Here is a 19,067-nt window from a genome sequence, read left to right as displayed (position 1 = left end):
AGCTGTCGCGGGGGGGTCAGAGGAAGCAGATCTGGCGGTACTCGCCCCAGCGGGCGGCCAGTTCGCCCTCCGCGGCGAGCCGCACCCCCTCGACGAGCGGCCGGAGCGAGCCGAGTGCGGCGAGCGCGGCCGCCTCCACCCAGATGCCGACGCCCGCCGCCAGGAGGGTGCGCAGGCCCTGCCGGGGGTCGGTGAGGGTGTCCACCGTCCGGTTGCCGATGCGCAGTGCGGGCATCGGGCCGGTGTCCAGGGCGTAGGTGACCGCCGTGCCGCGCAGCAGGATGTCGAGGCCGCCGAGCTGTCGGTGCAGCTCGGTCGCCAGGTACAGCTCGTCGAAGAACTGCTTCTCCAGGGCGCCCCGGTAGCCGCGCTCGACGATGGCGAGGACCCGCCCTTCCACCTGGTGCTGATGGTCCATCAGATGACTCCCAGCATCAGGGTCTTGTCGGCCGCCGCCACGTTCGCGGCGTATCCGGCGGGCGGCCGGAGCACCACCTGGGGCAGGTGGTCGACCGCCCCCCGGTCGTCGCTGCAGAACCGGCACCCGTACCAGTAGAGGCGGTCCGGGAAGGCGGTGAGCAGCTCCTCGGCGAGGGCGGCCGTGGAGGGGTGGGTCCGGTTCCAGTCGGCGAGGTTGCGCGGCTTGTCGGGGCCGAGTCCGCGCTGGGTGAGCAGCGTCGCGTACCCGCAGGTCCACACCTGCACGGTGGCGCCGCGCTCCAACAGGGCCTGGGTCAGGCGCAGGGCGCTGGTGACCCGGTCCGAGGCGTGCGGGGCGCCCATCAGGGTGATGAGCACGTCCGTGTGCGGAATCTGCCTGGCCACTCAGTGCCACACCACCCGGACGGCCGGATCGAGGATCCAGCCCGCCACCACGTCCATGCCGACGACCTTCAACTCGGGCCGCAGCGCGACCGGTTCGAGGCCGTGCTGGGCGAGCGAGAAGCTGTCCGCCGCGAGCACGCCGCCCTCCTTCTGGAACCGGTCCAGGTCGGCGTCGCTGCCCGGCACCGCGAGCACGACGCCGTCCTGGACCAGGAAGAGGAGCACGGACTGCCCGGTCAGCACCTGGGTGACGGCGTCGCGGCGCAGCCCCGCGTCCTCGGGCGCGACGCGGCCCTGGCTCTCGATGAGCAGCAGCCGGGGCGTGCCGCTCCCCCAGTCGCCGCTCTCCCAGTCGTCCATCACGCCCGCGCGGCCGTGCCGTTGATGGCGTCGACGACGCGCTCGTCGAGGCTGACCAGGCTCCAGTCGCGGCGGTTCTCGATGACGGCGTAGCCGTGCACGATGCGCCCGGTCGCGGTCTTCACGAGCCGGCCGTCGCGCAGCACGTAGAAGTCCATGCGGGAGGTGTAGGTGAAGTCCTTGAAGACCTCCTCGACGGTGAACACCGTGTAGAGGTCCTCCTCCATCAGCGCCTCGTCGAGGATGCGGATGTCGGAGCGGGGCACCACCGGTATCCAGCGGCGGTCGTCGAGCAGCGTCTTGATGGAGATGCCGCGGTCGGCGACGAAGCGGTCCTTGCCCTCCTCCATCAGGCGCAGATAGCCGGACATCTGGATGCGCTCGGTGAAGTGGCAGTACGGGTAGGGGATGTTCCACTTCCAGGCGTACGCGTTCTGGCCCGCGGTGAGGGAGTCGAGGATCTCCTGCTCCGCGGGGGCCGCCGTGCCTGGCTCGCGCTCCAGGTCGTCGCCGAGCTGGGCGACGGCGAAGCGGGCGAGCGGCGGCGGTGTCTCACCGGCCGCCTCCAGATAGGTGTCGATGCGCAGCGAGACGCGGACCTTGGACGTGACGGCCTTGAGGGTCTCCCCGTTCCGCTCGACGCGGATGGTGACCTTGAAGCCGATGGTGCCGTCCGTCTCCTTCGTCCACGGCACGACCTCCGCCTCGGCGGTGTCGTCCATGTGGAAGGCGTGCAGGATGCGGCTGTCGATCAGGACCAGGTCGAGGCCGAGGCCGTGCTCCTCGTAGAGGGCCCTGGCGGGCAGGCCCGCCTGCCGGAAGTGGTCGAGGACGGCCTCCTCGACCAGGTAGTTGACGTGCTTGAACCCGATCCACGTGCAGATGTTGGAGCCCTCGTAGCGAGGGCGGACCTGGGTGGTGGTGGCGGTGTCGAGCAGCGCCTTGACGGCGGTGTCCGTGACGAGGGTCATCGCTGGGGCTCCAGGGCGGTGAGAGGGGCAAGCCCGCGCTGCGGGGCGGTGCCCAGGGTCGAGTGGATGAACGAGCTGACGTGGGTGGCGAAGACCTCGGGGGCCTCCAGCATCGGGAAGTGCCCGCAGCCGGCGAGGACGTGCGAGGTGGCGTCGGGCAGGGCCGCGGCGAGCGCCACGCTCTCCTCGGGGCGGGCGGCGAAGTCCCGCTCGCCGCCGAGGACCAGGGTGGGGACGGTGATGCGGCCGGTCTGCAGGGCGGGGGTGCGCAGATACAGGTCGAAGAAGCGGAACCAGCCGTAGGGGCCGACGCGGTCGCGCACCCGCTCCCCCATGGCCCGCAGGACGTCCGGCGGGAAGCGGTCCCCGGAGTGCACCCGGACCCCCTCCTCCATGATCAGGTGGAAGTCGTTGAGGTAGTAGGTGATGGTCGACCAGTCGAAGCGCTCGGCGCTGCCCCGGTAGAACGGCGAGGCGAGCACCAGGGCCCGGATGCCGAACCTGCGCAGCGCGTCGACGCCGCCCCGGTTCTTCTGGTCGAGCAGGTCGAGCAGGACGTTGGCGGCCATCGAGTGGGCGACCACCACCTCGGCGCCGCCCGGCACCGCCGCGAGGGCCTTGCCGAGCCAGCCCCTGAGGTTGGGCTGCTCGCCCCAGTCGGCGATGGTCTCGGTGCGCCACGGCAGCCGGGCGGTCCACACCTGGCAGCCGGAGAGCAGCGGCAGGGTGTGCTCCCAGACGCTGTCGTTGGCGGCCAGGCCGTGCAGCAGCAGCACGCGCGGGCCACTGCCCTCGGTGCGCCGCTCCACGACGACGGGCCGCAGGTCTATGTGCGTGTTCACCGGCTTCCTCTCCTCTGGGGCCTGGACGGCGGGTCAGGCCGCGTCGGGGGCGAGCAGCAGCAGATCGGCGCTCGCGTCGTCGGCCGCGGTGCCGGACACGGCCCGCACCGGACCGCGCTCTCCGGCGTCGAACCGGCCGACGGCGGCGGCGACTTGGAGCACCCCGTCGGCCCCGGAGGCCCGGCCCAGGTGCGCGGGCGCCCGCCAGTCGGGGCCCGCCGGGTCCGCGTCGGCGGCGGCCCGGTGGTAGGGGCCGAGCACGGCGCGCACGGACGCGTCGCGGGCGGCGGCCGCGCGGCCGGCCTCCAGGACGAGGGCGGCCCCGCCGTCCACGGACCCGGCGCCGCCGGTCAGCCTGCGCACCACGTCGTTGTCGGGCTCCACGCCGAGCACCAGGACCCGCTCCACCCGGCCCGCGGCGATCATGGTGGCCGCCCAGTGCACGGCGTCGAGCCCGGACGTCTCGCCGTTGCAGACCATCAGGTTGGGGCCGCGCAGCCCGAAGCGGATGGCCGCCGAGGAGGCGATGACGTTGCTGGACGCGTTGGGCAGGTCCATCGGGCTGGTCGCGGTGACCGTCTCGGTGCGGATGGTGTCCAGGGCGCGGGCGACGGTGTCGAGGTTGCCGAAGTTGGAGCTGGCGACCACGCCGACGGTGGCCGGGGGCACGGTCAGGGAGCCGTCGCCCTTGCCGTCCCCGGCGTCGAGCAGCCCGGCGTCGCGCAGGGCCGCCTTGGTGAGGGCGTAGCCGAGCTGGGTGGCCCGGTCCTTGTAGCGCAGGCCCTTCTTGCCGACGTGCGCGGCCGGTTCGACGGGGGCACCGCCCTCGGCCGGTCCTTCGGCGAGGGCCCGCACGGTGTCGGCGCCGGGCAGCAGTACGGCGGCGCCGGAGACCACCACGGGGCTGTCGGTGCTACGGCGGCTCATCGGCTTCCTTCCACGATGGCGACGGCGTTGATGCCGCCGAATCCAAAGGCGTTGAGCTGTGCCACCCGCAACTCCTGTGCGGTGGCGGCCTGTTCGGTGACGAAGCGGAACCGCTCGGCCTCCTCGACCGGGTCGTCGAGGCCCACGGTCGGCGGCACCGTCCCCGCGTTGAGGGCCTGGAGGCCCACGATGAGGTTGATGAGCCCGGAGGCGCCCGAGGTGTGTCCGGTCATGGACTTCACCGCGGTCATCAGGGGCGCCGAGGCGTCGTCCCCGAGGACGTCGGCGAGGGCCGCGGCCTCCGCCTCGTCGTTGAGGAGCGTGCCGGTGCCGTGCAGCATCACCAGGTCCACGTCCGCGGGCTTGACCCCGGCGATGCGGTGGGCGGCGCGCATGGCCTCGGCGATGCCCTCCGGGGAGGGCGCGGTCACGTGGTAGGCGTCGCAGTTGACCGCGACGCCGCGCAGGTTCCCGTACACCTTCTTGGCGGCCGCCGCGGCCTCATCGGGTGAGCGGCGCAGCACGACCGCGGCGGCCCCGTCGCCCATCAGCACGCCGGTGCGGTTGCGGTCGAACGGCCGGACCCGGTCCGGGGGTTGGTTGTGCACGCGCTCCAGGAGCCCGTACATGGACTCGGTCAGGACGTCCACGCCCGCGACGATCACCGTGTCGGGACCGCCCTCCTGGTCGAGGAGGTCGGAGCCGAGCGCGAGCGCGTACAGGGAGGCCGAGCAGGCGTTGGAGAAGGTGTGTGTGACATCGGCGTTGAAGCGCTCGCGCAGGCCGGTGCCGAAGTGCAGCCCCGAGTCGGCGAACGGGGAGCCGTCGCGCCACCACAGCTCCAGGGAGCGCAGCTCCCGCAGGCCGGTGCCGACGAGGACGGGGATGCCGCTGAGGTCCTCGCCGAGCCCCGCGTCGGCGGCGGCCTGGCCGACCGCGTCGAGCAGCAGCCGGGTGGCGCGGCCGGGTATGTCGGCGCCGCGCACGGGCCGGTCGTCGACCTCGTAGGCGTGCTGGGCACGGAAGTTGGCGCGGTCGAAGCCGCGCAGGGCGGCCCGGCCGCTGACGCCCCGGCACAGGCTGTCGAAGAGCTCGTCGACACCGGAGCCGGTGGCCGCGACGGCGCCCATGCCGATGATCGGGCGGATCGTCATGACGCTCCTTCTTCCTGGAGTTGCGTCGCGTCGTACCGGCCGAGGAGCACCGCCGCGTTGTTGCCGCCGAACGCGAGACCGTTGTTCTGCACGATCCTCAGGTCGGCCTCGACGGCCTCGTTCGGTACGCAGTCGACGTGGCACTCGGGGTCGGTGGTGACGTGGTTGATGGTGGGTGGGATGAAGCGGTTCTGGATGGCGAGGGCGCAGCCGATGGCGCCGAGCGCGCTGGCCGCGCCCATGCTGTGGCCGAGCATCGACTTCATGGAGACGGTGCGGGGAGGCGTGTCTCCGAAGACCTGGCGGATGGCGCCCGCCTCGGTGATGTCGTTGGCCTTGGTGCCGGTGCCGTGCGCCGAGATGAGGTCCACCTCGTGCGGGGCGACGCCGGCGTTCTGCAGGGCGAGCCGCATGAGTTCGGCGACGCTGTCCCGGTCGGGCGCCACCTGGTGGTGGGCGTCGCAGTTGAGTCCGTAGCCGAGGACCTCGGCGTAGATGGTCGCGCCGCGCTCCAGGGCCGAGTCGAGCCGTTCCAGTACGAGGACTCCGGCGCCCTCGCCGGTGAGGATGCCCTTGCGGTCGGCGTCGAAGGGCTGGCACCGGTCCGGGGCGATGGTGCCGAGCCGGTAGAAGCCGGTGAACGTCTTGCGGCACATGGCGTCGGCGCCGCCGCAGAAGGCGAACTCCGCCTCGCCGGAGCTGACCGCGTCGAAGCCGTAGCCGATCGCGTAGTTGCCCGCCGAGCAGGCGGTCGGGATGGTGAGCGCCTCCACGTCGGTCAGGCCCAGCTCCTGGGCGATGGCCACCGAGAGCCGCCCGGCCGGCACGCGCCGGGCGGCCACGGGGTCGAACGTGCCGATCCCGTCGGCGAGTTCGGCCTCGACCAGCTGGTCCAGGTCGTGGCTCTCGCCGTCGGTCGTACCGATGGAGATCAGTCCGCGCCGGGCGCGCAGCTGCGTCAGGTCGAGTCCCGAGTCCTCCAGGGCCATCCGGGCCGCCGCCGTCGAGAACTGCGCGGCCCTGCCGAGCTGTTCCACGTCGAGCGTGCTGATCCAGTCCTGCGGGGCGAAGTCCGTGATCTCGCACCCGTTCGCGTGGGCGAAACCCTCGGTGTCGAACACCGTGATGGGCCGGGCACCGCTGCGCCCCGCACGGAGCCCCTGGAGGAACTCCTTCGCGCCGAGTCCGATGCTGGAGACCACCCCGAGTCCGGTGAGGACCACCCGGTGGCGCCCCGGCCGGGTGCGGCCCGCGCCGCGCACTGCCGTCGTCATGCCAACCTCCCCTTCCGCGCCGCGGGTCCGACTACCAGCCGGCCGGCTCCGCGACGACCTCGTAGACGCCCTTGAGGTTCACCATGCGTGGCAGCTCGCTCTGGCTGATGACGACCTTGAACTGCTTCTCCAGGGCGGCGAGGATCTCGATGGCACGGAGCGAGTCGGCGTCGTGCTCCTCCTTGAAGAGGCTGACTTCGGTGACCTCGTCCTCCTCGATCTCAAGAATGTCGCAGACGATTTCCTTGATGGTTTCCAGACGCTCTTCGTACGTGGCATTCGACATGCTGATTCCCCTTTTCTGATTCGCCGCCCCAGAAAGCACACGGCGGGATTACTCGCAAATGAATGGTGCGGTCTGCCGCGGATTCCTCACAATGTCGGCTGCAACAAGCTGCCACCGCTGCAAGGAAATTCAGAGTTCGCTCTTCGATACCTGGGCAGGAAAGGCGTGGGCGCGCAGGAGGGTGTCGCTCAGCGCCGCCGCGGAGTCGATCATGAGGCTGCTGAGGGCGCGGCCCGGCGCCTCGGCGAGGCGGGACTGCGGCCCGGTCAGGGCGAGCGCGGCCACCACCCGGTTCTCCGGAGTGAGCAGCGGCACGGCGTACGTCAGGGCGTCCGGGAGCATCGCGTCGGGCCCGTGCGCATAGCCCTGCCGTCGTACGAAGGCGAGTTGGGCCGCGGTGAAGCGGGCGCCGCGCAGCCCCTCGCAGAGCTCCTCGGGCTCCTCCCAGGCGAGCAGCACCTGGGCGACGGGCCCCGCGGAGGCGGGCCGGGCCATGCCGACGGGCAGCGGCTCGGGCCGCGCCGCGGACTCGGCGGAGGTGGCCATGCAGACCTGGAGGCGGCCGCGGCGGCGGAACAGGCGCGCGTCGAGGCCGGTCACCTCGCACAGGTCGGTGAGGACCCGCCCCGACGCCTGCGCGAGCCGGTCCCGCCACGCCTGGACGTGCAGCTCACCGAGCCGGTGCCCGAGCACGAAGCGCCCCTCGAAGTCCCGCGCGAGCAGTCCGAGCCGCTCCAGGGCGACGGCGAGGCGGTGCGTGGTGGGCCGGGCGATGCCGCTGTAGTCGGTGAGCTGGCGCAGGGTCGCGGGCCCGGACTCGACCCGTTCGAGGAGCTTGGCCGCCTTGTCGAGCACGGCGACGCCGCTCTCCGCCGCGGGCGGGCGGACCGCGGTGCTCATCGCGGGGCCAGCCGGGAGCGGATGTCCAGGAGCAGCTCTTCGCGGCGGTCCACCAGGTAGAAGTGGCCGCCGGACATCACCCGCAGCCCGAAGCCCTGGGGCGCGAGCCGCTCCCAGTCCCAGATCTCCGCGGTGCTGATGTCCGGGTCGTCGGCGCCGAGGTAGGCCACGACGGGGCAGTCGAGGGGCACGCCGGGGCGCGCGGGGTAGCGGGCGACGGCCGCGAAGTCGGCCCGGATGGCGGGGAGTACGAGCTCGCGCAGGGCCGGGTCGTCCAGGAGCCGGGCGTCGGTGCCGCCGAGCCGGCGCACCTGCGCGATCAGCGCGGCGTCCCCGCCGAACGCGGCCGTGCGCGGGGTGAGCAGGTGCGGAGGCTTGCGCCCGGACACCATGAGCACCTCGGGCCCGGTCCCGTACCGCTCCTTGAGGCGCAGCGCCAGCTCGTAGCCGACGGAGGCGCCCATGCTGTGCCCGAACACCGCGAGCGGCAGGTCGAGTTGGGGCCCGAGCTCGTCGGCGAGGGCGTCGGCGAGCGCCTCCAGGGAGTCGAGGGGGTCCTCGGCGATGCGCTCCTGCCGTCCGGGGTAGCGCGCGGCGAGCAGCTCCACGTCGTCGCCGACGGCGCCTCCCCAGCCGTGGAAGAAGCTGGCGGACCCGCCGGCGTGCGGCAGACAGAGCAGCCGCAGCCGGGGCGGCGCCTTCGTCGGATGCCGGTGCAGCCAGCTGCTTTCGGTGCTGAGTGCCATGTCGTACGTCTCCTCGCTGTCGCGTCAGGCCAGGGAGGCCGGACTGTCGAGGGACACCACCTCGGTGTCCGGGGCGATCCGCCGGATGAGGCCCGCGAGGGTCCGCCCCGGGCCGAGTTCGACGAGGCGGCGGCAGCCCAGGGAGTCGATGAGGGTGCCCACGCATCGCTCCCACAGCACCGGCGAGGTGAGCTGGCGGGTGGCGAGCTCGGGCCAGTCGGTGTCGGCCGCGTGCGCCTCGGCGTCGGCGTTGGCCACGACCGGGAGGTGCGCGGGGGCGAAGGCGGTGTCCTTGAGGGCGGCGCGCAGGGCGTCGGCGGCGGGCTCCATGTAGGGGCTGTGGAAGGCGCCGCCGACCTGGAGCCGGATCATCTTGGCGCCGATGGACGGGGCCTCGTCGGCGATCCGCTCGATGCCCTCGACGGAGCCCGAGACGACCGTCTGGCCGGGCGCGTTGACGTTGGCGACCCAGACGTCGGCGCCGGCGGCGCGCACCTGTTCCGTCAGCGCCCTGACGTCGTCGAGCGGCGCCGCGACGAGCACCCCCATGGTGCCCGCGCGCCGCTCGGCGGCGGCCCGCATGGCGCGGCCCCGGGCGGCGACGAGGGCGGTGGCGTCGGGCAGCGTGAGCGCCCCGGCCGCGGTGAGGGCGGCGTACTCGCCGAGGCTGTGCCCGGCGCAGCCCACCACGCGCCCGCCGAGCGCCCCCCGGCGCACCGCCTCGGCGTGGGCGACGACCGCGACGCCGAACACGGCGAGCTGGGCGAGGTCGGTGCGCCGCAGCTGTTCGCCCGGTGTGCGCAGCAGCAGTTCGGGAATGTCCTCGCCGCTCGCCGCGGACATCTCTTCGGTGAGCGCCCACGACGGAGTGTCCCGCCAGGGTTCGCCCATTCCTTCTTTCTGTGTCCCCTGCCCGGGAAACACCACGCCGATCGGCACCTGATTCATGGATCTGCTCCGCCTTCCGCTCCGTCCTGAACAGGAGGGCACGGGGATCCGTCCGCGACGCACAGCGGAATGACGGATCCCCGTGCTGCGGCGTCCTGCCGAGCGGGGGTCCCGGCGCAGCCGAGGAGGGAATTCCCAGGAATTGACGTTCCCGAATCCCTTTCTCCTGACGCCTATCCAACTGGGCGGCGCCGAGGGGCGGCAACGCGTCTTTCAGGAAGCTGCCAGGAGGCGCCCCGCACCCGGCGGCCGGGTGGCAGCTTCGCCCGCCGGGGTCCCTCGGCGGGTGGTTCCCGCACCGGGGTCAGGACGTGGGGCGCCGCGGTGCCGCGGGCGGCAGCAGCCCGAGCTCCGCCGCCCGCGCCCCGGCCTGGAAGCGCGAGCTGGCGCCGAGCAGCGCCATGATCTCCGCGACATGGCGCCGGTAGGTCCGTACGGACACGGTGAGTTCGCGCGCCGCCACCTCGTCGGTGGCCCCGGCCCGCAGCGCGCCCAGGATCTGCCGGGCGAGCGCGGCGCGGTCCCGGTCGCCGAAGACGATGCGCTCGCTCGCGGGCACCGAGTTGCGCCAGACGCTCTCGAAGAGCGTGTCGAGGCTGTGCAGGACCTGCGGTGCACGGATCTTCGAGGCCCGCACCCCGGCCGCGGACTCGGCCACCACGAGGGCGGCGCTGCCGTCGACGATGAGCGCCTGCAGCGGCGGCACCCGGGTCACCCGGATCGCCACCGGCCGCTCCAGGGCGAGCTGTTCGCGCACGAAGTCCTCGTCGACGAGGGTGGGGCTGGTGAGCAGCCGCACGGCGACCGTCTCCGCGGCCCGGTAGATGAGGTTCCGCTCGGCTCGCTCCTGACCGGTGAGCCGGTCCCCGGCGACCAGCGGCCGGGCGTGCACGATGTCGATGGAGCGCTGGGCCCCCTTGATGAGGTTCCCGGCCTCCCGCAGCACCGCGGAGTAGCCGTCGACGGCGGTGATCCGCTGCTCCCGGATGTTGCGGTCCCGGTGGATCGCCACCGTCGACTCGATGAGGGCCCGCACTTCCAGGAGTGCGTGCTCCAGCTCGTCCTCAGCCCCGTTGGACACTACGCGCTCCGCCATTTCCCATGAGTGTTCGTACCGTCGACCCCTGCTCGGCGAGCAGCCCGGCTACTCGGCGAGCAGGCCCAGTTCCACTGCCCTGGCGCCCGCCTGGAAGCGGGAGTTGGCGCCGAGCTCACGCATGATCTCGGCGACATGGCGCCGGTAGGTACGCAGGGACACATCCAGCTCCTGGGCGGCCGAGGCGTCGGTCCGCCCGTCCCGCAGCCGCTCCAGGATCTTGCGGGTGAGCTCGCTCTGCAGCCGGGGGCTGAGCGCGAGGTGGTCGTCGAGCTTGCGGCCGCGCGACCAGGCCCCGGCGAAGAGGAGTTCGAGGGCGCGCACCGCGGCGGTGTCCTTCACGAGGGTGGCCTGTCCGTCGGCCTTGCCGCCACCGCCGCGCACCAGCGCGGTGGATCCGTCGACGACGACGATGTCGCGCAACTCGGCCTCGCTGACCCGGACTTCGAACCGGGGCTCGGCGCCACGGCTCATCCGGGCGAGCGAGCAGTCCGCGACGGGGGCGGCGCAGAGCACCCGGACCGTCGGCCCGGCGGCGAGCCCGCCGAGCAACTGCCGTACCAGGAAGCCGAATTCGTCGTCGGCGCTGATGGCGCAGCAGACCGAGTGCCGGGCCCGGCCGAGCAGCTCTTCGAGCGCTTCGGCGAGGACGGCCACATCGGCCTGGACGCCGGGGCGCTCCGCCGCGGGCAGCCGCCGGTAGAGGGAGACGGTGGACTCGATGAGCGCGCGGGCCTGTAACAGGGTCTGCTCCACGTGCGCGGCGTGGTCCACGGGGGCCGACGCGTCCGGGCCCGGGTCTCCCTGGCCGGTCTTCGCCCCTCGCTCCCCCTCTTCGGCACTGTGTGCGTCGATCGTCACACCAGTCACTTGCGCCCCCTCGCTGACCGGATCCGAATCTTCCGTGCGCCCGTCCCCACGGTCAGCTGACATCCTGCTGTCCGGTTCCTGTCCGAACCACTCTGGCTGACCAATACATCTGTTTACTTGAGAAGCAAACTACCGGTGCTATTGAGACAGCAGGCCGCACCAGAGGACATTAGTTCGCTGACTCAGAACCAGTCAACGAAAGTCCGCGGCAGGCAAGACGGCGCGCGCAATTACCGGCCCAGACTGACGCCCGGGAAATGCCCGCCTCCAACTCCCCTGACAACAAACTGCACCCTTCCCCCGGAAGCTGACCCACCCTTTCCGATTGCGCCACGGGGTGCATCCGGTCCGCCACGATCCGTAGCACCCCTGTCCGGTTCCGGCCAACCAGGGCCCGCCGAGCCTCCGTTCGAGCCAGGGACAAGCCTACGGTTCAGCCGTGACGAAAAGCCGTACCGCGACGAAACAACGAGGTTCTGCGTTCCTTTTGGATTCGGCCGGCACAGCGGTCCGGCGGCGGCCGGTACCGACTGGGCGGTACGGCAAAAATGATCTCCGGCTCCTCGACGGGGAGGAGTCCGGCCGGGCGGCGAAAAGGAAATCGGCCGACGTGCAAACGGAGTTCATCTGCCGCAGCTCCGAGGTCGAGCGGACCCTTTCGAGCGTGCTCCGGGTGTCCGCCCATGAGAAGTCGCCTGGCCGGAATCGATGCCCTGACTGCGACAGTGACCGGCACGGACCGCCAGCGGCGCGTCACCCGCTGACACCGTGGCGGATCAGTGTCGGCCACCCGGCCGGGCCCGGTGTCCTCGCCCCGCCCGGGACCGGCATCGCCTCCCGACCCGGCGCACCGGAGAGCCGGTTGACGGGCTCTGTCGCGGTGCGCGCACCCTCGTAGGCCCCTGCTCCCCTCCCGTACGGACTCCTCACCCCCGTCATCGCACAGAGCACGTCCTTCACACCCTTGGCGCGCCCGGCGGACTGGGCCCGGCGCGCCCCGAGGCCAATGAGAAAGACGCCATGACGAAAATGTCCGAGCACCCCATCGTGTCCGCGCGCACCGGCGCACCCGGGCAGACCATCGCCGACCTCCTGCTGAGGGCGGCCGAGGACCACCCCGACACCGGCGTCCGGTACTGCTCCGGCCCCTCCGACGCCCCCTTCCACGACCAGAGCCACCCCCAACTGCTCGCCCACGCACGGCGGATCCTCACGGGCCTGCGCGCCCGGGGGCTGCGCCCGCAGGACAAGGTCGTGCTGCTCCTGGAACGACCGCAGGAGTTCCTGCCGGCGTTCTGGGCGGCCGTCCTCGGCGGCTTCGTGCCCTGCCCGATGGTGCCGCTGCGCGGTGACCGGGAGCGCTGGGCGGCGCAGCTCACCCATGTGCGGGACCTGCTCGACGGGCCCCTGTTCGTCACCGGTCCGAGCCTCGCCGCCGAACTCCCCGCCATGGACGGCCTGTTGGTGGCGCCGCTGGACGAGCTCGACCGCCCGGACAGCCCCGAGGCCACGACGGTGCACGAGGCCGCGCCCGGCGACACCGCCGCCCTGGTGCTGACCTCGGGCTCCACCGGCCGCTCCAAGGCCGTCATGCTCAGCCACGCGAACCTCCTCGCCGCCATGGCGGGCAAGAACGGCCACCACCGGCTCACCGCCGCCGACACCACCCTGAACTGGGTCTCCTTCGACCATGTGGCCGCTCTCCTGGAGTGCCATCTGCTGCCGCTGGCCACCGGCAGCCGCCAGCTCCACGTCGAGGCGCCGGTGATCCTCGGCGAGCCGCTGGAGTTCCTGCGCCTGATCTCCCGGCACGGCGTGACGATGACCTTCACGCCCAACTTCCTGCTCGGGCTGGTCAATGCGGCGGCGGACCGCCTCACCGCGACCGGCGAGCGCCTGCGCCTCGACGGCCTCCGGCACATCATCAGCGGCGGCGAGGCCGTCGTGGTCGCCACCGGCGAGACCTTCCTCGACCGCTTCGCGCCGTACGGGCTCGCCCCGGACGCGCTGTGGCCCGCGTTCGGGATGACCGAGACGTGTGCGGGCAGCGTCTACTCCCGCAAGGCGTTCCCCGATGCCGACCGCGGCCGGGAGTTCGCCAACCTGGGCACCCCCGTCGAGGGCCTGCGGATCCGGGTGGCGGACGCCGGGGACCGCGCGCTGCCCGCGGGCGAGGTCGGCGAACTCCAGCTCGCCGGTCCCATGATCACCCCCGGCTACCACAACGACCCGGAGGCCACCGCGGCCGCCTTCACCGACGACGGCTGGTTCCGCAGCGGCGACCTCGGCCGGATCGACGAGGGCCGCCTCACCCTCGTCGGCCGCAGCAAGGACAGCATCATCGTCAATGGCGTCAACTACTTCAGCCACGACGTCGAGTCGGCCCTCGAACGTCTCGACGGCGTCGCCCACTCGCTCGTGGCCGCCTTCCCCACCCGCCCGGCGGGCAGCGACACCGAACAGCTGGTGATCGCCTTCCACCCGGAGGTGCCCCTGGACGACGAGGCCGCGCTGCACCGCGTGCTCCAGGCCGTCCGCGCCACCGTGGTGATGCACTGGGGCTTCCGGCCCGCCCTCGTGCTGCCTCTGCCCCGGGACGCCTTCCCCAAGACCAGCCTCGGCAAGACGCAGCGCGCCCTGATGCGCCGCCGCCTGGAGTCGGGCGGCCACGACGCCGCGCGCGACGCCGTCGCCGAGCTCACCGTGCGCATGCTCGGCGGCCACACCGCCCCCGAAGGCCCGACCGAGCAGGTGCTCACGGAGATCTACGCCGAGCTGTTCGACGCCGACCCGGCCGGCGTCAGTGCCACCGCCAACTTCTTCGACCTGGGCGGGACTTCACTGGACGTCCTGCGGCTGCGCGGCCGCATCGCCGAGCGGCTCGGCGCCACCGGCCTGGAGCTCGTCACCCTGCTGACCGCGCCGACCGTACGCGCCCTGGCCGCCCGCATCGACGCGCGGGCCACCCCCGGTGCCGCGGCGTACGACCCGCTGGTGCCGATGCAGACCGGCGGCGCCAAGACCCCGCTGTTCTGTGTGCACCCGGGCATCGGCGAGGTCCTCGTCTTCGTCAACCTCGCCCAGTACTTCGTGGGCGACCGGCCCTTCCACGCGCTGCGGGCCCGTGGCTTCAACGACGGCGAGAAGCCCTTCGCCACCTTCGAGGAGATGGTGGACCGCTACGTCGAGGCCATCCGGGAGCGGCAGCCGCACGGCCCGTACGCGGTCGCGGGCTACTCGTACGGCGGCGCGGTCGCCTTCGAGATCGCCAAGGTCCTCGAAGCCCAGGGCGAACGGGTCGACTTCGTCGGCAGCTTCAACCTGCCGCCGCACATCAAGGACCGGATGAACGAGCTGGACTTCACCGAGACCGCCGCGAACCTCGCCTTCTTCCTCGACCTGATCGGCAAGAAGCAGTCGCTCGAACTCCCCGCCGAGCTACGGCACTTGATCCGTGAGGAGCAGGCCGCCCGCTTCATCGCCCTGGCACCCGATCGCCGCCTGGCCGAACTCGACCTCGACGCCGACGCGTTCGCCGCCTGGGCCGGGCTCGCCGACTCCCTGACCGACCTGGGGCGGAGCTATGAGCCGAGCGGCACGGTGGCGTCGATGACCGTGTTCTGCGCGGTCCCGCTGCGCGGCACCAAGGAGGACTGGGTCACCCACGAGCTCAGCCGCTGGGACGAGTACACCCGAGGCCCGAACCGCTACGTCGATGTGCCGGGCGAGCACTACACGCTGATGGGCCCGCGCCACGTCGCCGCGTTCCAGGCGGTCCTCCGGCGCGAGCTGGACCGCTCGCTGGCCGAGGCCGACGCGGCGGCGGCCCGCACCCACCACGAATCCACCGACCGGCAGCGCTGAAGGGGACGAGGGCACACCATGCGGGGAAAGCGCATCCTGATCACCGGCGGCACCGGGCAGGTCGCCCGGCCGGTCGCCGAGGCCCTGGCCGAGCACAACGACGTCTGGTGCCTGGGCCGGTTCACCGCCCCGGGCGTCGAGCGGGAGCTCACCGGCAAGGGCATCACCACCTGGCACTGGGACATGGCGGACCCCTCGGGCGAGGCGTTCAAGGGCCTCCCCGAGGACTTCACCCACGTCCTGCACGCCGCCGTGCGCCGGGGCGAGGACGGCGACTTCAACGCGACGGCGGAGATCAACTCGGTCGCCACCGGCCGCCTCATGACCCACTGCCGCACCGCCGAGTCGTTCCTGTACGTCTCCACGGGCGCCCTCTACGCCCGCCGGTCCCTGGACCACCGCTACACCGAGGACGACCCGGTCGACGGCGCCGCCGACTGGCTGCCCGCCTACCCGATGGGCAAGCTCGCCACCGAGGGCGCCGTGCGCGCCTTCGCCCAGGTCCTCGGCCTGCCCACGACGATCGCTCGCCTCAACATCGCGTACGGGCCCGGGAGTTACGGCGGGGTGCCGATGCTCTACTTCCGGCGGATGCTCGCGGGCGAGCCCATCCCCGTGCCGCGCGAGGGCCAGAACTGGTGCTCGCTGCTGTACACCGACGACCTGGTCGCGCAGGTGCCGCACCTGTGGCGGGCCGCCGCGACGCCGGCGACGCTCGTCAACTGGGGCGGCGACGAGTCCGTCGGCATCACCGACTGCGTCCGCCACATGGAGGCGCTCACCGGCGTCGAGGCGAAGCTCGTGCCGAGCGACGTCACCCGCGAGACCTACCAGTTCGACCCCGCGCGGCGCCGCGCCCTGACCGGGCCCTGCCGGGTGGGCTGGCAGGACGGCATCCACCGCACCCTGCGCGCCCTGCACCCGGAGCACCTCACCTCGCGCGCCCTGCACCCCGAGCACCTCACCTCCGCCGACCGCACCTGACGAAGGGCCCCACCATGACGACGACCGACTCCAGACCCGGCACCAACCGCGCCCTCATCGAACGCGCCTACGCGGCCTTCCGCACCCGCGATGTGCCCGCGCTCCTCGCGACGCTGGACCCACAGGTGGAGTGGGTGCACCCGGACGGCATGGCCGAGTACGGCCTCGGCGGGACCAAGCACGGACACGCGGGGGTACGGGAGTTCCTCGCGCACGTGCCGACGGTGCTCGCCGGGATGCGCCTTGAGCCGCAGGAGTTCGTGGTCTCCGGCGACCGCGTGGTGGTCTTCGGCATCCGCGACGTGACCTCGGTCCGCGGCACCACCGAGACGCTGCCGTTCATCCACTCCTGGACGCTGCGCGACGGCGTGGCGATCCGCATGGAGGACGTCTTCGACACGGCGCTGTTCCGCCGGGTCATCGAGAGCTGACGGCGTCACCGGGCCCTACGACAGCACGACCCAGTCCATCAGCAGGGCCGCCACCAGCCCCACCCCCAGCAGATACGACCCCAGACGCGTGCGCCCGCGCCGGCTCAGCTCGATCACCACGCCGCACAGGATGAGCAGCAGCCCGTACACCCCGACGACCAGCACGGACGAACGGCTCGCGAGGCGCAGTCCGAGCACGACGGCCGCCGCCGCCATCAGCACGGAGGCGGCGGCCACCCGCAGCCGCCGCGCCTGCCGTGGCGTGAGCCCACGGCGCGCTCCCTCCGCGGGCTCGGTCTCGCCGGGTGTCTCGGTCTGCTCTGACGCGCTCATGTCGAGGGATCGTATGCGCCGCACGCGCCCGTCACCATGCCGACCCCCGCCGACAGCGGGAGACTCAGGCCCTCAAGTAGGCCAGCACGGCCAGCACCCGGCGATGCGTGCCGTCCGACAGCGGCAGGTCCAGCTTCCCGAGGATGTTCCCGATGTGCTTGCCGACCGCGGCCTCCGTGACGACGAGCTCACGGGCGATCGCCGCGTTCGACCTTCCCTCGGCGACGAGCCCGAGCACCTCGCGCTCGCGCGGCGTGAGCGCTTCGAGGGGATCCCGCCGCCGCCGCAGCAACTGCCGTACGACCTCCGGGTCCACCACGGTCCCGCCCGCCGCGACCCGGTCGAGCGCCTCCGCGAACTGTTCGACCTGCCCGACCCGGTCCTTGAGCAGATAGCCGACCCCCGACCCGTCCCCGGTGTCCAACAGCTCGGCGGCATAGGCCCGTTGGACGTACTGGCTGAGGACGAGCACGGGCAGCCCCGGCCGCTCGGCACGCAGGTCGAGCGCGGCCCGCAGCCCCTCGTCCTGGAAGCCGGGCGGCATGCGTACGTCGGTGACGACGATGTCCGGCGCGTGCTCGGCGACCGCGGCGCGCAGCGCGTCGGCGTCCCCGACGGCGGCGGCCACCTCGTGCCCGAAGCGGCCGAGGAGACCGACGAGCCCTTCGCGCAGCAGCACGCTGTCCTCGGCGAGCACGACTCTCAGGGGGTGCACGGGATCTCCACGGTCAGGACGGTCGGCCCGCCGGGCGGGCTGGCGACCGTCAGTGTGCCATCGAGCACGGCGAGGCGGTCCGCGAGCCCGGTGAGCCCGCTGCCACCCCTGCCGCCGCTGCCACCGCCACCCGCCCCGGCACCCCCACGCCCGTCGTCCGTCACCTCGATGCGCAGCACACCGTCCCCGTGCCGGGCCCGCACCCCGGCCCGCCGCGCACCGCTGTGCCGGTCGACGTTGGTGAGGGCCTCACGGACCGCGAAGTACCCGGCGGACTCGACGGGTTCGGGCAGCCGCGGCAGGTCGAGCGCACAGGTCACGGGGACGACGCACCGGTCGGCGGTGTCCTCGATGGCGGCGGCGAGCCCGTAGTCGGCGAGGACCTGCGGGTGGATGCCCCGGATCAGCTCGCGCAGTTCACCGAGGACGGCCTCGGCCTCACCGTGGGCGGCGGTCAGCGAGGCGGCGAGCGGGCTGCCGGGCTCGGCGTCGAGCCGGGCAAGCCCGAGCCGCATGCTGAGCGCGACGAGCCGCTGCTGCGCCCCGTCGTGCAGATCGCGCTCGATGCGCCGCCGCTCGGCCTCGAAGGCGGCGACGAGGCGGGCCCGGGACCGGGTGACCTCGACGAGCCGCGCGGCCAGCTCGGCCTCGCGCGGGTCGAGCAGCAGCCGGGCGAGACCGGCGCGCGCGACGGCGTAGGCACCCAGCGGATACAGCAGTACGAGGAGCAGCACGAGCCCCAGGAGCGCGGTGCCCACAGCTCCCGGATACCCGTCGACGAGCCACAGCTTGGCGGGCCGCACCCCGCCTCCGCCGGAGAGGGCGAGCTGCAGCGGCGCGCCCAGCAGCAGCACCGGCAGCCCCACCGCGCACGCGAGAACTCCGAGGTCGAGGGGCCACAGCACGAGGGCGAGCAGCACGGCGTACGCGAGCTCGCGCCAGGTCGCCGCCTCCCCGACCCGCAACCGGAACCAGGCGACGAGCCCCGGCTCCTCAGGGGTCCGATGCGGACTGCCCCCTTCGTACTCCTCGTACGGGAGCAGGACCCGCACCCGCCACCGCTCGACGGCCGCCACCGGCACCCCGCTCAGAGCCAGCGCGGCAAGCAACGGCAGCCCGACGAGAACAAGGCTCAGGGCAACACCGAGCACCCCCAGGGCCACGAGCACGACCAGCAGCCCGGCCCCCGCCAGAGCCCCGCCCCCCACATAGACGACCGACCGCCAGGGCCGGCTCCCCCACACATAGCCCCGCCATCCACCGGCCCCCCACAGGGTGTTCTGGATCACGCGTACACGGTAAGGCGCCGGAAGGGGTGACGGCCCGCAGACGGGCGACGGCGCAAGGGGTGGGGACGCGGCTACGGGCCCGCAGGCGGGCGACGGCGCAAGGGGTGGGGACGCGGCTACGGGCCTGCAGGCGGGCGACGGCGCAAGGGGTGGGGACGCGGCGGTATGTCCGCCCGCAGTACAGCACCCCACCCAAGCCAGTACTCATGCACTCACAGGGCGCCCCCGGCTTTTCGAGGACGGACATACCGC

Annotated in this window: 20 protein-coding genes; 3 read left to right on the top strand and 17 right to left on the bottom strand. The window is 72.9% G+C overall.

The window, feature by feature from the left end; genetic code table 11:
* Positions 1–16: 16 nt before the first annotated feature.
* The 14 genes from ACFWYM_RS41195 to ACFWYM_RS41130 all read right to left on the bottom strand — a co-directional run bounded on the left by ACFWYM_RS41195 (position 17) and on the right by ACFWYM_RS41130 (position 11,199).
* Positions 17–418, bottom strand: a complete 402-nt coding sequence (locus ACFWYM_RS41195) for a hypothetical protein (RefSeq protein WP_384849620.1) — start codon at positions 416–418, stop codon at positions 17–19.
* Positions 418–825, bottom strand: a complete 408-nt coding sequence (locus tag ACFWYM_RS41190) for a hypothetical protein (RefSeq protein WP_384849618.1) — start codon at positions 823–825, stop codon at positions 418–420. Before ACFWYM_RS41190 ends, ACFWYM_RS41195 begins: the two co-directional genes overlap by 1 nt.
* Positions 826–1,185: a hypothetical protein gene (locus tag ACFWYM_RS41185; protein ID WP_384849615.1), complete on the bottom strand. Its 360-nt coding sequence runs from the start codon at positions 1,183–1,185 to the stop codon at positions 826–828.
* A complete protein-coding gene (locus ACFWYM_RS41180) occupies positions 1,185–2,156 on the bottom strand; it encodes a hypothetical protein (protein ID WP_384849612.1) in 972 nt (323 codons plus the stop codon). Before ACFWYM_RS41180 ends, ACFWYM_RS41185 begins: the two co-directional genes overlap by 1 nt.
* Entirely contained in the window at positions 2,153–2,998 is an 846-nt protein-coding gene (locus ACFWYM_RS41175) for an alpha/beta fold hydrolase (RefSeq protein WP_384849609.1), read from the bottom strand. The genes ACFWYM_RS41180 and ACFWYM_RS41175 overlap by 4 nt, the downstream gene beginning before the upstream one ends.
* 33 nt (positions 2,999–3,031) lie before the next feature.
* The gene (locus ACFWYM_RS41170) at positions 3,032–3,925 is read right to left on the bottom strand and encodes a beta-ketoacyl synthase N-terminal-like domain-containing protein (protein ID WP_384849606.1); all 894 of its coding nucleotides are present in this window, start codon (positions 3,923–3,925) and stop codon (positions 3,032–3,034) included.
* Positions 3,922–5,079 (bottom strand): beta-ketoacyl-[acyl-carrier-protein] synthase family protein, encoded by a 1,158-nt coding sequence (locus ACFWYM_RS41165; protein WP_384849603.1) that lies wholly within the window; start codon positions 5,077–5,079, stop codon positions 3,922–3,924. The genes ACFWYM_RS41170 and ACFWYM_RS41165 overlap by 4 nt, the downstream gene beginning before the upstream one ends.
* The gene (locus ACFWYM_RS41160) at positions 5,076–6,353 is read right to left on the bottom strand and encodes a beta-ketoacyl-[acyl-carrier-protein] synthase family protein (protein ID WP_384849599.1); all 1,278 of its coding nucleotides are present in this window, start codon (positions 6,351–6,353) and stop codon (positions 5,076–5,078) included. The genes ACFWYM_RS41165 and ACFWYM_RS41160 overlap by 4 nt, the downstream gene beginning before the upstream one ends.
* Positions 6,354–6,384: 31 nt before the next feature.
* Positions 6,385–6,639, bottom strand: a complete 255-nt coding sequence (locus ACFWYM_RS41155; protein WP_384849596.1) for an acyl carrier protein — start codon at positions 6,637–6,639, stop codon at positions 6,385–6,387.
* Positions 6,640–6,768: 129 nt separating this feature from the next.
* On the bottom strand, positions 6,769–7,539 hold the full coding sequence (locus ACFWYM_RS41150) for an IclR family transcriptional regulator (RefSeq protein WP_384849593.1): 771 nt from the start codon (positions 7,537–7,539) through the stop codon (positions 6,769–6,771).
* Entirely contained in the window at positions 7,536–8,285 is a 750-nt protein-coding gene (locus tag ACFWYM_RS41145) for a thioesterase II family protein (RefSeq protein ID WP_384849590.1), read from the bottom strand. Before ACFWYM_RS41145 ends, ACFWYM_RS41150 begins: the two co-directional genes overlap by 4 nt.
* A gap of 24 nt (positions 8,286–8,309) precedes the next feature.
* Entirely contained in the window at positions 8,310–9,233 is a 924-nt protein-coding gene (locus ACFWYM_RS41140; protein WP_384849587.1) for an ACP S-malonyltransferase, read from the bottom strand.
* A 304-nt stretch (positions 9,234–9,537) separates the two neighbouring features.
* Positions 9,538–10,329, bottom strand: a complete 792-nt coding sequence (locus ACFWYM_RS41135; RefSeq protein WP_384849584.1) for a LuxR family transcriptional regulator — start codon at positions 10,327–10,329, stop codon at positions 9,538–9,540.
* A gap of 48 nt (positions 10,330–10,377) precedes the next feature.
* Positions 10,378–11,199, bottom strand: coding sequence for a LuxR C-terminal-related transcriptional regulator (locus tag ACFWYM_RS41130; protein WP_384849581.1), 822 nt, complete (start codon positions 11,197–11,199; stop codon positions 10,378–10,380).
* Positions 11,200–12,228: 1,029 nt separating this feature from the next.
* Here ACFWYM_RS41130 and ACFWYM_RS41125 point away from each other — a divergent pair.
* Genes ACFWYM_RS41125 through ACFWYM_RS41115 form a run of 3 tightly spaced genes read left to right on the top strand, consistent with a single transcriptional unit; the run spans position 12,229 to position 16,478 of the window.
* Positions 12,229–15,063, top strand: coding sequence for an AMP-binding protein (locus tag ACFWYM_RS41125; protein WP_384849666.1), 2,835 nt, complete (start codon positions 12,229–12,231; stop codon positions 15,061–15,063).
* A gap of 18 nt (positions 15,064–15,081) precedes the next feature.
* Entirely contained in the window at positions 15,082–16,047 is a 966-nt protein-coding gene (locus ACFWYM_RS41120) for an NAD-dependent epimerase/dehydratase family protein (RefSeq protein WP_384849578.1), read from the top strand.
* A 14-nt stretch (positions 16,048–16,061) separates the two neighbouring features.
* Entirely contained in the window at positions 16,062–16,478 is a 417-nt protein-coding gene (locus ACFWYM_RS41115) for a nuclear transport factor 2 family protein (RefSeq protein WP_384849575.1), read from the top strand.
* A 15-nt stretch (positions 16,479–16,493) separates the two neighbouring features.
* Here the strand turns inward: ACFWYM_RS41115 and ACFWYM_RS41110 are convergent, their stop codons facing one another.
* From ACFWYM_RS41110 to ACFWYM_RS41100, 3 genes are all read right to left on the bottom strand, one after another.
* The gene (locus ACFWYM_RS41110) at positions 16,494–16,811 is read right to left on the bottom strand and encodes a hypothetical protein (protein ID WP_384849572.1); all 318 of its coding nucleotides are present in this window, start codon (positions 16,809–16,811) and stop codon (positions 16,494–16,496) included.
* 64 nt (positions 16,812–16,875) lie between these two features.
* Positions 16,876–17,526, bottom strand: a complete 651-nt coding sequence (locus ACFWYM_RS41105) for a response regulator (RefSeq protein WP_384849569.1) — start codon at positions 17,524–17,526, stop codon at positions 16,876–16,878.
* A complete protein-coding gene (locus ACFWYM_RS41100) occupies positions 17,514–18,815 on the bottom strand; it encodes a sensor histidine kinase (protein WP_384849566.1) in 1,302 nt (433 codons plus the stop codon). The genes ACFWYM_RS41105 and ACFWYM_RS41100 overlap by 13 nt, the downstream gene beginning before the upstream one ends.
* Positions 18,816–19,067: the final 252 nt, after the last annotated feature.

The sequence above is a fragment of the Streptomyces sp. NPDC059009 genome, assembly GCF_042740175.1.
In the GTDB taxonomy this organism is placed as follows: domain Bacteria; phylum Actinomycetota; class Actinomycetes; order Streptomycetales; family Streptomycetaceae; genus Streptomyces.
This window is presented reverse-complemented; position numbering and strand designations above follow the sequence as displayed.

What these genes read in the sequence shown, in the direction of transcription:
- ACFWYM_RS41195 (WP_384849620.1), bottom strand. Translation starts at nt 418, where the DNA reads ATGGACCATCAGCACCAGGTGGAAGGGCGGGTCCTCGCCATCGTCGAG.
- ACFWYM_RS41185 (WP_384849615.1), bottom strand. Translation starts at nt 1,185, where the DNA reads ATGGACGACTGGGAGAGCGGCGACTGGGGGAGCGGCACGCCCCGGCTG.
- ACFWYM_RS41180 (WP_384849612.1), bottom strand. Translation starts at nt 2,156, where the DNA reads ATGACCCTCGTCACGGACACCGCCGTCAAGGCGCTGCTCGACACCGCC.
- ACFWYM_RS41170 (WP_384849606.1), bottom strand. Translation starts at nt 3,925, where the DNA reads ATGAGCCGCCGTAGCACCGACAGCCCCGTGGTGGTCTCCGGCGCCGCC.
- ACFWYM_RS41165 (WP_384849603.1), bottom strand. Translation starts at nt 5,079, where the DNA reads ATGACGATCCGCCCGATCATCGGCATGGGCGCCGTCGCGGCCACCGGC.
- ACFWYM_RS41160 (WP_384849599.1), bottom strand. Translation starts at nt 6,353, where the DNA reads ATGACGACGGCAGTGCGCGGCGCGGGCCGCACCCGGCCGGGGCGCCAC.
- ACFWYM_RS41155 (WP_384849596.1), bottom strand. Translation starts at nt 6,639, where the DNA reads ATGTCGAATGCCACGTACGAAGAGCGTCTGGAAACCATCAAGGAAATC.
- ACFWYM_RS41150 (WP_384849593.1), bottom strand. Translation starts at nt 7,539, where the DNA reads ATGAGCACCGCGGTCCGCCCGCCCGCGGCGGAGAGCGGCGTCGCCGTG.
- ACFWYM_RS41145 (WP_384849590.1), bottom strand. Translation starts at nt 8,285, where the DNA reads ATGGCACTCAGCACCGAAAGCAGCTGGCTGCACCGGCATCCGACGAAG.
- ACFWYM_RS41140 (WP_384849587.1), bottom strand. Translation starts at nt 9,233, where the DNA reads ATGAATCAGGTGCCGATCGGCGTGGTGTTTCCCGGGCAGGGGACACAG.
- ACFWYM_RS41135 (WP_384849584.1), bottom strand. Translation starts at nt 10,329, where the DNA reads ATGGCGGAGCGCGTAGTGTCCAACGGGGCTGAGGACGAGCTGGAGCAC.
- ACFWYM_RS41125 (WP_384849666.1), top strand. Translation starts at nt 12,229, where the DNA reads ATGTCCGAGCACCCCATCGTGTCCGCGCGCACCGGCGCACCCGGGCAG.
- ACFWYM_RS41120 (WP_384849578.1), top strand. Translation starts at nt 15,082, where the DNA reads ATGCGGGGAAAGCGCATCCTGATCACCGGCGGCACCGGGCAGGTCGCC.
- ACFWYM_RS41115 (WP_384849575.1), top strand. Translation starts at nt 16,062, where the DNA reads ATGACGACGACCGACTCCAGACCCGGCACCAACCGCGCCCTCATCGAA.
- ACFWYM_RS41110 (WP_384849572.1), bottom strand. Translation starts at nt 16,811, where the DNA reads ATGAGCGCGTCAGAGCAGACCGAGACACCCGGCGAGACCGAGCCCGCG.